The following is an 11,855-nucleotide window of genomic DNA, read 5'->3' on the forward strand; positions in this document are numbered from 1 at the left end:
GGCGCGTCGTCGTCGCGGTGTCGCCAGTACCAGATCGCGCCGATGACGAGGGCCAGCAGGAAGACGGCCGGGAGGACGAGGCCCGGGACGCGGGAGAGGGACATCGGCGTGGCCTTCGGTGCAAGGTGCGCTTGGGTCACCCATGATGACGCCCCGCGCCACCTTGTCCGCGCTTCTTTTGCTGTGCGTTGCCCGGCGTTCGACAGGTCCCGCGCCGCAGTCAGCCGCCGCCGGTGGTCGTCCTGGATTCCAGGTCGCGGCGGGTGTCGTCGCCGTAGACGCCGGTCTCGTCGCCGCGGATGCCGTACCAGAGCTGGAATCGGGCGACGGCCTCGGTGAGGTCGGGGCCGTAGGTGCCGTTGGTGGAGCCGTTCTCGTAGACGTTCGGGATGCGCAGCAGGCGTTGCTGGAGGTCGGTCACCTCGGGGCCGCTGTCGCCTTCGCGCAGGGTGCCGGCGCCGTCCGGGTCGGTCGTGGCGGGTGCGGTCATGGCGGGTGCGGTCGGCGAGGCCGGCGCGGTGGAGGGCGAGGGGGACGGGGCGGGTGCGGCGGCGCCGTCGGCCCGGCCCGGGAGCAGCAGGGCGCAGCCGAAGCCGACCAGGGCCGCGGCGCTGACGGCGACCACGATCGCGGCGCGGCGCAGACCGGGACCGAAGCCGAAGCCGCCGCGGACGGGCGGCAGTTGCTGAGTCGCGCTCTGCGCACCGAAGTCCTCGTCGTCGGACAGTCGTCGCGGCATCACCACGGACTCGAAGCCGGTGACGCGCGGGGGCATGTCCTTCATGAGTTCGGCGAGGGCGTCCGTGCGGCGCGGGCGCAGCACACGGATCGGTTCGAGGACCGACCGGTCGTCCGGCTGCCCGGGCTCGGGCGTTGTCGACACGTGGTGCTCCTTCCGTCCCCCGTGCTTCACGTAGGGATACGGGTCGGACGACTCGGGAGTTCATCCCGACCTGCCGGCCTCCAGGAACCGGTGCAGGGACGTCTTCACCGCGGTGACGAAGGCGTCCCTCGTCCCCTCCGCCAGCACCTCCAGTGACAGATAGGGGTTCAGGTCCTCCAGCTCGACCAGGAGCAGTTCGCCGCCAGGGGCGCGGCAGGCGTCGACGCGCTGGATGCCGTGGTCGAGGGTGTTCCAGTCGATGAACCGGCGGGCGAACTCCAAGTCCTCCGCGGTGGGTTCGTAGGGCTCCAGCTGCCAGCGCCGGTCGGGGTGCGGGGCGTAGAGGGCGTACTGGAAGTCGTGGTCGACGAAATAGAAGGACACCTCGTAGGCGAAGTCGACGCAGGGCTGGACCAGGACGTCCCCGGTCGCGAGGGCGCGTGCCTCGTCGGCCGGGACGATCCTCAGGCCCATGGAGTCGGCGCCGAGTTTCGGCTTGACGACGTACCGGTCCGTGTCGGGCAGCCGGTGCAGGTCCTCGGCGCGGTCGACGGTGGGGATGACGGGGTGACCTGCCGCGTGGAGGTCGAGCAGGTACTGCTTGCCCGCCATGTCGGCCTTGCCGCAGAGCGGGTTGTAGACGCGCGCTCCGGTCGCCGACGCGCGCTCGCGGAAGGCGTCGTAGGACTCCTGGTACGTGAGCACCGGGCCGCTGTTGCGTATGACGACTGCGTCGAAGGCGTCCATGAGCGCCACGGCGTCCCGCGGGTTGCACAGGGCGAGATCGAAGTCCGCGCGCAGCCGTGAGGTGAGGAAGATGTCCTCGTCGCAGTACCGCCGCCCGCGGGCCTCGTAGGCGAGGTCGGTGACGTAGAGAATGCGGGGCATGCGGGCTTCTCCTCGGTGTGTCTCCCCGCCGACGGCGGGAGGCGATCGTATGCGGCGGGCGACCGTCGAACAAAATGCCGGATCGCCAGGTCACAGGCCTGCCGTCGTCCTCGTGGACGTCGGCGCGAGGTCGTCGGGCCCCCAGACGCAAACGCACCCCGAGTGCACTCAGTCCCCCATCCTGAGCGCACTGAGTGCCATTCGGGACGTACCGGTGCTACGTTCCCGTCCATGAGCTCCAGCAGCGCGGCGCCCCGGCGCGGCGAGAAGACGGAAACGGCGGCCGCCAAGCCGCCCATGCGGGACGCCCTGGTCGCGGCGGCGTTCCAGCTGTTCCTGGAGCGGGGGTACGAGCAGACCACGGTCGACGACATCGTGGCGCTGGCCGGCGTGGGCCGGCGGTCGTTCTTCCGCTACTTCCCCTCCAAGGAGGACGTGGTCTTCCCCGACCACGAGCGCTCCCTGGCCGACGTCACCGACTTCCTCGCGGCCGGCGACGACGCGGACGACCCGGTGCTGCGGGTCTGCGAGGCGGTCCGGCTGGTGCTGCGGATGTACACCGAGAACCCGACCTTCTCGGTGCAGCGCTACCGGCTCACCAAGAAGGTCCCCGGCCTGCGCGCGTACGAGCTGTCCGTGGTGTGGCGCTACGAGCGGGCGTTCGCGGAGTATCTGCGCCGCCGCCTCGCCGGGCGGCGCGACGGCTCGCTCCGGGCCGACGTGATCGCGGCGGCCGTCGCCGCGGCGCACAACAACGCGCTGCGGTCGTGGCTGCGCTCGGACGGCAAGGGCGACGTCGGCACGGAGATGGACCACGCGCTCGGCTACGTCCAGTCGGCCTTCGGCCCGTCCCCCGCACCCGCCGGCCCCGGACCGTCCGACGACTCCGAGGATGTCGTGGTCCTCGTCTCCCGCCGCCGGGCGCCGCTGTGGCGGGTCGTCCAGGAGATCGAGGCCACGCTGGGGCGCGAGCCGGGACAGGGCTGACCCGGCCGAGTCGACCGGCCACCGAAATTCTGGGGTACCGAGTGCCTTTACGGATGACACTGAGTGCCATACGCTGCGGATGTGCACGGTGGCACGGAGCGCCGCGCACGTCCGTGCCCGGGTGACCCGCGCACGGCGGATTCCGGTCGAGCGCAGGGAGTTGACCAGCGTGTACCACTACTCAGGAAGCGTTGCTCATCCGTCATCCGGTGCCGCGGCGGCCGTCCTCGAACCCGCGGCCCCCGACCAGAACGCCATGGTCTTCCAGCGCTGCAACTGGTGCGGCACCGCCATGTACCACCGGCTGCTGTGTCCGGTCTGCCAGGGCAGCGACCTGCGCACGGAGCGCAGCGAGGGGGTCGGGACGGTCCGGCACTCCACCGTGGTGCACCGCAACACCCCCGCCGCCCGCAACGTGTCGATGATCGAGATGGCCGAGGGCTTCGTCGTCCGCGGCCGGGTCATGGGCCCGCCCATCGGCATCCACAGCGGCGACCGGGTACGGCTGTCCACGGCCAAGGACCCCGTCCGCGGCGAGCCCGTCTTCCAGCTGCTCGACGAGCCCTACCGCGCCTGGACCTGACGGTCGGAGCAAGTCCGGCCGCTCTTCGCTGGCTTGATCGCATCGTTCGGCGGTTTTCCTCCCCTCACACAGACAACCCACAGGTCTTCCTCGCCCGTCCTCTGAGGCGCGAGAGGCTCCCGGGACCGACGGGACGCCTGCGCTCGGGGTTTTGAGGAGAGGGACTTGATCCGTGCCCGGCGAATATGTGTGACCGCCGTGGCGGTGCTGGCGGCCCTGGTGGGCTCGCCCGGACCGGTGCAGGCGCAACAGGCGCCTGATGCGGGGGTGTCAAGTGCGAGTGGGGAGAACGGGCTGCCGCCAGGGTGGCGGATCGACGGGGAAGGGCCGGCGCGGGAACTGATCTGGCGCGCCTCGAAGCCCGTCCCCATGGGAGACGCCCGCGTCGAGTTCCGGGCCGGGGACCGGCTGCTCGGGGTGCCCCGGCCGGCGAAGGACGGGCGCACCTTCCGGCTGGACCTGGCCGAAGCCGCCGGAGGTCTGACCGACCTTCAGGTGACGGCCGGCGGACGTCGGTTGGACGCGGCTACGAGCCACCGGGGCAAGGTCTCCGGGGCCGTTCCGCAGCGGCCGGCCGCACTGCCCGCCAACTCCGTCGACCCCGGCAGGCCCGGTGCGTACCGCACGGTCAGCGGGGAGTACAAGCTCGACTCGGTGCGGCTGCCCGGCTACAAGGAGCCGATCGAGATGCGGGCCGAGGTCGTGGCCCCGAAGGGCGCCACCGGCGCCCGGCCGCTCGCGCTGTTCCTGCACGGCCGCCACTACACCTGCTACAAGCCGGGCTCCGAGGACGACGTGACCGGCGACTGGCCCTGTGCGAACGGCTACAAGCCGGTCCCCAGCCACCTCGGTTACCTGCGCGACCAGCGGCTCCTGGCCTCCCAGGGCTATGTGACGGTGTCGGTCTCGGCGAACGGCATCAACGCCCAGGACGCGGACGCCGACGACGCCGGCGCCCAGGCGCGCTCCTCACTGGTGCGCCTGCACCTGGCCCACTGGGCCGACTGGGCCGCCCGGCCGAACACCGCCCCGGCCGCCGTGCGCCAGGGGGCGAAGGCCGATCTGTCCCGCGTCCTGCTGGTGGGGCACTCGCGCGGCGGCGAGGGCGTCAACCGGGCCGCCATGGACAGCCTGTACCCGGCGCCCGCCGCCCAGGACGGCTATCGGGGTCCGGTGCGCTGGAAGGTACGCGGGACCGTGCTCATCGGACCGACGATCTTCGGCCAGAATCCGGTGGCGGACGTGCCGTCCGTGACGCTGCTGCCGGGCTGCGACGGCGATGTGTCGGACCTCCAGGGCGAGGTGTTCACCGATGGGACGCGCGGGATCAGCCGCGGCCGCGCGCTGCACAGCGCGGTCTACGTGGTCGGCGCCAACCACAACTACTTCAACAGCGAGTGGACCCCGGGCCAGGCCAAGGCGCCCGCCTGGGACGACTTCGGCAAGGACGAGGAGCGGCCCGACCCGGTGTGCGACCCGGGCACCGCGACCCGGCTGACCGCCGATCAGCAGCACAAGGCGGGCGCCACCTACATCGCCGCCGCGGCACGGCTGTTCCTCGCGGGCGACGACAAGGTGCGTCCGCTGCTGGACGGCTCCGGCAAGCGGGCCCCGTCCGCGGACCCGGCACGGGTGCTGACCCACGCGGTCGGCGGCCGGCGTGCGGGCGGCTTCCTGCCGGACGGCCCGGTCACGGTGACCGGCGCCCGGCTGTGCTCGGCGATCGACCCCGATCCCGCCGCGGCCTGTCTGCCCGCCGACACGAAGGGGGCGTCGCCGCACTTCGCGTGGTGGGAGACCGGGCGGGAGAAGGGTCGCCGCGCGGTCGACCTGAAGTGGTCGGCGCCGGGCACCGCGGCGCGGGTCACCCCGGACAAGCCGCTGTCCCTGGCCGGTTCGCAGAAGCTCGCACTGCGGGTCTTCGTGCCGCCGAACACCACCGGCACCAAGCTCGACGTGTCCGTCACCGACGCCGCCGGCCGCACGGCCGGTCTCGGCCGCGTCCAGGTGGACGGCCTGCCGGGCACCGACCGCACCGCCTCGTACTGGGCGCGCGAGGTACGCGTACCGCTCACCGCCGCGACCCGCGCGGGACTCGACCTCGGGCACGTCAAGTCCCTCGCGCTGACCCCGCGTTCCGGCTCGGGGCAGGCCTGGCTGATGGACGCCTGGGGCTGGGCCCCCGGTACCCCGGCGGTCACGGCGGCGGCCCTGCCCCGTGTCGACGTCGGCCGCACGGTCGTCAAGGAGGGCGACTCGGGCACCGTCACCTACCGCGTCCCGGTCCGGATCTCCGGGCACGGCAGCGGCCAGGTCCGGGTGTACGTGCTCGACCCCGAAACCGGCATCGGCACGGAGAAGCTGGTGACCATGCGCCCCGGCAGCACCGCCATCGACGTACCCGTCGAGGTCAAGGGGGACACCACCTTCGACTACGACCAACAGCACGACATCGCGGTCAAGGCGGTGCGGGGCGCCGTCGTGGGCGCGCACCGCGGCGGGATCACCGTCCAGAACGACGACCCCGAACCGGTGATCACCCTGGCCCCGGTCACCGACCGGGTGACCGAGGGCGGGACGCTCACGTGGCGGCTGTCGCTGGCCGAGCCCGCGGCCGTGGACATCTGGACGCCGGTCCGGGTGCTGCCGGTCGCGGACGGGGCCGAGCTGTCCACGAAGGACGTGGACCCGCAGTGGCTCCTGGACTACTCCGGTGACGTGCCGGACCCCGAGCGGCCGCTGTCCCGGGCGAACCTGTGGGTGTGGCTCAACATCCCGGCGGGACACCTGAGCACGGACTTCGACGTCGTGACCATCCGGGACCAGGTGGCCGAGCCGACCGAGTCGATGCGTCTCGCGCTCACCGACGACGACGCCGAGCCGCTGCCCGACCGCCCGGTGCTGACCGGGACGGTGCTGGACGCCTCGTAACGGGGCCGCACACACCCGAGGGGGGCACGGACGAGTCGGTCCGTGCCCCCCTTTTTCCGGTCGTCACAGGGTGATGCGGAGGCCCACGGTGCCTTCCGCACCCCGGCGCAGCCGACTGCCGAGGAGGCTGAGCCGGCCCATGATGCCGTACTTGCGTGCGATCAGTGTGCGGTACCGGGCGCTGGTCTCGGCGTCGCAGATCTCGGCGGTGGCCGGTACCGGATCGCCGGTCGGGTTGCCGCGCAGGTCACAGGGGCCGACGAGGACGTCGGCCCGGTTCCGGATCCGCTTGACCTTCCAGGAGTCGGCGACCGTCCACACCCCGAGGGCGTCCCCGTCACGTACCACCCACACCGGGGTGGGGACGGGGGTGCCGTTCTTGCGGTAGCTGGTGATCAGCAGGTACTTCCCGGCACCGAGCCGGTCCAGCGGTGTGTGACTCATGGCGGGAGTCTAGGCAGCGGGCGTGGGGGCCGCCGCCAGGGCACATGAACAATTCGGTTCACCTCTTGTTTCGTCCGAGGGATGCTGGTCATGACGGACCGGACAGGGGGCTTCTGCGTGACCTGGAATGCCGAGCACGACGTACGGGGCCCGCTGGAAGTCGTCTGCGACGAGTCGGGGTCGGACGGCGAGAACCTGACGCGCGGCAACACCGATGTGTTCGCGCACGGCAGTGTGTCCCTGCCGGTGAAGCTCGCCGCCGCGTACGTCCAGGAGGTCCGGGACCGGATCCGCTCACCCGCCACCGAGTACAAGGCGGGCCATCTGCTGCGGGAGAAGCACCGGGACGTCCTGGAGTGGCTGCTCTCGCCCTCGGGTCCGATCGACGGCCACGCCCATGTCCATCTCACCGAGAAGGCGTACTTCGTCGTCCACCGGACCGTCGACCTGCTGCTCGGTGACGGCACCGAAGCGCTCGTCCTGTACCGGGAGGACCGGCCGCTGGTCGGCGCGGAGCGATGGCGGGACTTCCTCGACGCCGCCAACCGGCTGCTGCGGGTGCGGCTCGACGGGGCGGCGGACGATGCCGTCGACGGCTTCTTCCGTACGGTGGACGTCTTGCGGTCCGCCGGTCCCCGGACGGACGTCCTGGAGCGGCTCACGGCGGCCCGGCCCCGCGCCGACGCCTACCGGGCGCGGCTGCTCGAAGGGCCGCCCCTCATCCCGGTACTGAATCCGCTGCTGCCCGCCGTCGTGCACACCGTCGCGCACTGGAGCGCGGGCGGGCGGACGGTGCGGGTGGTGCACGACCGGCAGAACATGCTCACCGAGCAGCGCATCGCCTGGATCGAGGAGCAGGCGATGCGGGCCGGCGTCGGATTCGACGGCATGGAACTGGTCCAGGCGCGGTGGGATCCGCGGATCCAACTGGCCGACTTCCTCGCGGGGATCGCCCGCAAAATCGCCTCCGACGTGCTGGGCGGCCATGTCGATCCGGTGCTCGTGGCCCTGCTGCGCCCCTATGTGGGGCGGACCTCGGTGTGGGGCGACGAGCGCAGCTGGGCGGTGCTCTCGCCGGGCCCGGTGGACGGAGTTGCCCCCGCAGTCTCGGCAGACGTCAACTTCGCGGTCTAGATTGCGCCTTGACGCCGTATCCGAGCAGGCACTCCAGGAGAACCGAGCCCCGTGACGGACCACTCGCCAACCGCCGCCGCGTCCCTGCGCGGCCGGATCAACACACTGCAGCCGCACACGGCGCGGATCTGGAACTACTGGCTGGGCGGCGGGGACTACTACGAGGTGGACCGGGTGGCGGGCGACCGCATCCGTGAACTCCACCCGGCCATCGACGAGTACGCCCGGGCCGACCGTCAGTTCCTGGGCCGCGCGGTGCGCCATCTCGTCGCCGAGGCGGGCGTACGGCAGTTTCTGGACATCGGCACCGGCCTGCCCACCGCGGACAACACGCACGAGGTCGCCCAGCGTCTCGCCCCGGACGCGCGGGTCGTCTACGTCGACAACGACCCGCTCGTCCTGGCCCATGCCCGTGCCCTGCTCACCAGCACGCCCGAGGGCCGCACCGACCACCTCGACGAGGACCTGCGCAACGTGGACGCGATCCTCCAACGGGCCGCCGTCACACTGGACTTCACCCGCCCGGTCGCGCTGATGCTGCTCGGCGTGGTCATCTTCATCGACGACGACGAGGACCCGTACGGCATCGTCCGCCGCCTCGTGGACGCGTTGCCCGCCGGGAGCCACCTCGTCCTGTCGCACACCGTCATCCACCCGGCGATGCCCGACGTGGACGCGGCCGTCCAGTTCTGGAACGCGCACGGCACGCCCCGGCTGACCCAGCGCACACCCGACGCGGTGGCGCGGTTCTTCGAGGGTCTGGAGGTGCTGGCGCCGGGCGTGGTGTCGTGCTCGCGGTGGCGGGCCGAGGGCGCGGACGGGTCCGAGCCGGCCGAGGTGGCGCTCTACGGCGGAGTCGGCCGCAAGAAGTGATCCCCGTCGTGGTGAACACGGCAGCCGTGGAGCGCGTATGAAGGGAGGGCACTCGACTTCCCCGAGGCCCCGCGGTGTTGCCGCCGCACGTTCGGGGTTCGGGAGCCATGCATGAGGCACGCACGACGACGGATGGTCCGGCGAGTGACACGGCTGGCCGCGGTCGGCGGACTCCTGCTGGGCGGCACGATGGTCACCCGCGCCGTCGCGAGCGAACCCGAGGGCCCCTCCGCCTTTCCCCGTACGACCGCGGCGTCCGCGGCGCAGACCGGCACCGAGCTGGTGTCACGGCTGGGCACCTCCCGTACCGCGGGCAGCTGGATCGGGGACGACGGCCGCGAGGTCGTCGCCGTCACCGACCAGGACGCCGCCGCCGAGGTGCGCAAGGCGGGTGCCACGGCGAAGGTCGTCCCGCACAGCATGGACCAGCTCAAGTCGGCCACGGGGACGCTGCGTTCGGCACCCCGGGTGGCCGGGACGGCGTGGGCCGTCGACTACCGGACCAACGAGGTGGTGGTACGGGCCGACCGCACCGTCTCCGCCGCCGACTGGAAGCGGCTCACCGAAGTCGCCGAGGGCATCGGCCGTTTCGTGCGCATGGAGCGCACCGAGGGCACCTTCACCCCGCGCATCAACGGCGCACAGCCCATCCTGTCGACGGGCGGGCGCTGTTCGGCGGGCTTCAACGTGACCGACGGACAGCAGGACTTCATCCTCACCGCCGGGCACTGCGGGCCCACGGGGTCGGTCTGGTTCGCGGACAACCGGGGCCGCACGCAGCTCGGCGAGACGACCGTGCAGAACTTCCCCGGCGCCGACTTCTCCCTGGTCAAGTACGACAGCATCCGGGCGGGCGACGGGGCGGCGGTGGTGTCCGTGGGCGGCGGCAAGGGTGTGCTGATCACCGGCGCGGCCGATCCGGCCGTCGGGCAGCGGGTGTTCCGCAGCGGCAGCACCAGCGGGCTGCGCGACGGTCAGGTGACGGGGCTCAACGCGACGGTCAACTACCCCGAGGGCACGGTGACCGGGCTGATCGAGACGAACGTGTGCGCCGAACCCGGGGACAGCGGTGGCCCGTTGTTCTCGGAGGGGATCGCGCTCGGTATCACCTCGGGTGGCAGTGGTGACTGCACGTCGGGCGGTACGACGTTCTTCCAGCCGGTGACGGCGGCGCTGAACCAGCTCGGGGTGCAGCTGCTGGTGTCGGCTCCCGCGGGCGGCGGGCAGCAGAGCACGGCACCGACTCCGTCCGCCTCCGCCCCCCAGGGCGCGGCCGCTCCGGGTGCGGCCACGCCGGGGTCGTCGGCGCCCGCGACGAGCGGTGGCGCGGAGGGTGAGACGTTGCTGGCCCGGCTCACGGACACCCGGAACGTCGGCCCGGGGCTGCTGGTCGTCGGGGGCAGTCTGATCGCGCTGGTGGCGACCCGGTACATCCGGGCGGAGCAGGACCGCAAGGCGTACCAGCGGTACTACTCGGCGACCTGGGGGTGACGCCGGACAGGGAAAAGGCACCCGTGGACACGGGTGCCTCAGGTGGCCTTGAGTGTCTTCCGAGGCTGGATGTCAGGCCGGCTGGGGGGCCGCGGCGGCCCACTCCAGGACGAGCCGCTGGTACTCCTCGCGCTGCTCGCCGCTCAGTGTCCCGCCCGACCGGAACCACAGGGCCCGGATCTCCTCGTTGACCTCGTCAGCCGACCTGTCGGAGGCGGGTTCAACACTGGTGGACATGATGTGAAGCATACGGGCCCTGACGTGAAGGCCACGTGAGTAAGTACGAGCAATACGGACATTTCGGACCGTGTTGCTGATCACGTCCATCTGTCCGCCCCGGTCAGGGAGTTCACGCAGCTCAGACGTGGCGGAACTCACGCTTCCGCGCTGCCGAGCACCAGGACCTGGATGGCCAGGACCGCCGCTCCGCGCGCCCAGTCGTGAAAGTCGGACACCTTGGTCTCCAGGTCGATCGGCGCGGCGAGCGGGTGCCGGTGGACGCGGATCGTGTCGTCCACGACCTTGCCGGCCACGTCCATCAGGCCCACGCCCTCACCGGCGAGCAGGATCTTCTGCGGCATCGCGAAGTTGGCGATCTGGGCGATCAGGGTGCCGAGTGCCCGCGCGGCCTCGTCGACGACCCGGGCCGGCATGGCCTCGCCCGCGGCGGCGAGGGCGAGGATCTCCTCGTAGCTGTGGTCGCGCCCGGTCGCGGCCCGCACCTGGTAGCGGATGCTGGGGATGGCCAACAGGGAGACGGCGCTGCCCCGTTCACCCTCGGGGGTGAGCGGGCCGTTGGGGGTGACGATCCAGTGGCGCCCGAAGCCCCGGTCCTCCTCGGCGTAGGGCACCCGCCGCCCGTTCAGCACGAGTCCGTAGCCGATGCCGGCGCCGATGGTCAGCACGACGAACCTCTCGAGGCCGCGGCCGGCGCCGAACCAGGTCTCCGCCTCGACGAGCGCGGCGACGTCGTTCTCCACGACGACCGGCAACCCCGTGCGGTCCTCGACGAGTTCGGCGAGCGGGACGTCCCGCCAGTCCAGGAACGGTGACTCACCCACGACGGCACGCTCCTGGACCAGCCCGCCCACACCGACGCCGATCCCGGCGACCCGCGAGGGGTGGGCTCGGGACAGCTCGTCGGCCATCTCCGCGAGCACGTCGGCGACTTCGGCGGGGTCGTGGGTGGTGAGGGCGCGGTCGTGGCGGGCGACGATCTCGCTGCGCAGGGTGGTGACGACGCCGTAGACCATGTCACCGGTCACCTTGAAGCCGATGAAGGAACGGGAGTCGGCGACGACGTCGAGCGGCTGCGAGGGGCGGCCCTGGCGCACCCCGGCGGGGCCGCCCGCCTCGGGGACCTCGATCAGCAGCCCGGACTCGATGAGCGGCTTGGTCAGCCGGGTGAGGCTGCCCGCGGACAGGTCGAGGCGACGCGCGAGTTCGGTGCGCGACAGCGGCCCGTGGACGAGCACCTCGATCGCCACCGAGCGCTCACCGGGACTCAGGGGGTGCCAGCTGGCGGCTGCTGCGGTCATGGCGATCAGTATCCCCCGGTTATTTCTTTCACGATGGAAGCAATGTGGCCACTCTAGACGCAGTCGATGGCCGAGAAAAGATACATGCACGCCCCTTGACGCC

11 protein-coding genes are annotated in these 11,855 nt (G+C 72.0%); 6 read left to right on the forward strand and 5 right to left on the reverse strand.

The features are described from left to right. Positions 1 to 220: 220 nt before the first annotated feature. Positions 221 to 883, reverse strand: a complete 663-nt coding sequence (locus tag ACFUO4_RS03870) for a peptidoglycan-binding protein (RefSeq protein ID WP_383479631.1) — start codon at positions 881 to 883, stop codon at positions 221 to 223. Between the two features lie 60 nt (positions 884 to 943). Further along, entirely contained in the window at positions 944 to 1,771 is an 828-nt protein-coding gene (locus ACFUO4_RS03875; RefSeq protein ID WP_383479633.1) for a hypothetical protein, read from the reverse strand. Positions 1,772 to 2,002: 231 nt separating this feature from the next. Here ACFUO4_RS03875 and ACFUO4_RS03880 point away from each other — a divergent pair, with 231 nt between their 5' ends. The 3 genes from ACFUO4_RS03880 to ACFUO4_RS03890 all read left to right on the forward strand — a co-directional run bounded on the left by ACFUO4_RS03880 (position 2,003) and on the right by ACFUO4_RS03890 (position 6,272). Further along, positions 2,003 to 2,758: a TetR family transcriptional regulator gene (locus tag ACFUO4_RS03880; protein WP_383479635.1), complete on the forward strand. Its 756-nt coding sequence runs from the start codon at positions 2,003 to 2,005 to the stop codon at positions 2,756 to 2,758. Positions 2,759 to 2,927: 169 nt separating this feature from the next. Beyond that, positions 2,928 to 3,341: a Zn-ribbon domain-containing OB-fold protein gene (locus ACFUO4_RS03885; RefSeq protein ID WP_079308970.1), complete on the forward strand. Its 414-nt coding sequence runs from the start codon at positions 2,928 to 2,930 to the stop codon at positions 3,339 to 3,341. 165 nt (positions 3,342 to 3,506) lie between these two features. Continuing rightward, positions 3,507 to 6,272, forward strand: coding sequence for a hypothetical protein (locus ACFUO4_RS03890; RefSeq protein WP_383479637.1), 2,766 nt, complete (start codon positions 3,507 to 3,509; stop codon positions 6,270 to 6,272). Between the two features lie 63 nt (positions 6,273 to 6,335). Here ACFUO4_RS03890 and ACFUO4_RS03895 read toward each other — a convergent pair whose 3' ends face one another. After that, positions 6,336 to 6,716 carry a PPOX class F420-dependent oxidoreductase gene (locus ACFUO4_RS03895; RefSeq protein WP_383479639.1) on the reverse strand — a complete coding sequence of 127 codons (381 nt, stop codon included), beginning with the start codon at positions 6,714 to 6,716 and terminating at the stop codon, positions 6,336 to 6,338. Between the two features lie 90 nt (positions 6,717 to 6,806). Here ACFUO4_RS03895 and ACFUO4_RS03900 point away from each other — a divergent pair, with 90 nt between their 5' ends. The 3 genes from ACFUO4_RS03900 (at position 6,807) to ACFUO4_RS03910 (ending at position 10,214) form a co-directional block, all read left to right on the forward strand. Beyond that, positions 6,807 to 7,850, forward strand: coding sequence for a hypothetical protein (locus tag ACFUO4_RS03900; protein ID WP_383479641.1), 1,044 nt, complete (start codon positions 6,807 to 6,809; stop codon positions 7,848 to 7,850). 51 nt (positions 7,851 to 7,901) lie between these two features. Further along, positions 7,902 to 8,723: an SAM-dependent methyltransferase gene (locus tag ACFUO4_RS03905; protein WP_383479643.1), complete on the forward strand. Its 822-nt coding sequence runs from the start codon at positions 7,902 to 7,904 to the stop codon at positions 8,721 to 8,723. A gap of 111 nt (positions 8,724 to 8,834) precedes the next feature. Continuing rightward, complete coding sequence (locus ACFUO4_RS03910; RefSeq protein ID WP_383479645.1) at positions 8,835 to 10,214, forward strand: S1 family peptidase; 1,380 nt, start codon at positions 8,835 to 8,837, stop codon at positions 10,212 to 10,214. Between the two features lie 72 nt (positions 10,215 to 10,286). Here ACFUO4_RS03910 and ACFUO4_RS03915 read toward each other — a convergent pair whose 3' ends face one another. After that, complete coding sequence (locus ACFUO4_RS03915) at positions 10,287 to 10,451, reverse strand: hypothetical protein (protein WP_165951053.1); 165 nt, start codon at positions 10,449 to 10,451, stop codon at positions 10,287 to 10,289. A gap of 137 nt (positions 10,452 to 10,588) precedes the next feature. Further along, positions 10,589 to 11,752, reverse strand: a complete 1,164-nt coding sequence (locus tag ACFUO4_RS03920) for an ROK family transcriptional regulator (protein WP_079308929.1) — start codon at positions 11,750 to 11,752, stop codon at positions 10,589 to 10,591. Between the last annotated feature and the right edge of the window lie 103 nt (positions 11,753 to 11,855).

It is taken from the genome of Streptomyces sp. NPDC057280 (genome assembly GCF_042668605.1).
GTDB lineage: Bacteria > Actinomycetota > Actinomycetes > Streptomycetales > Streptomycetaceae > Streptomyces.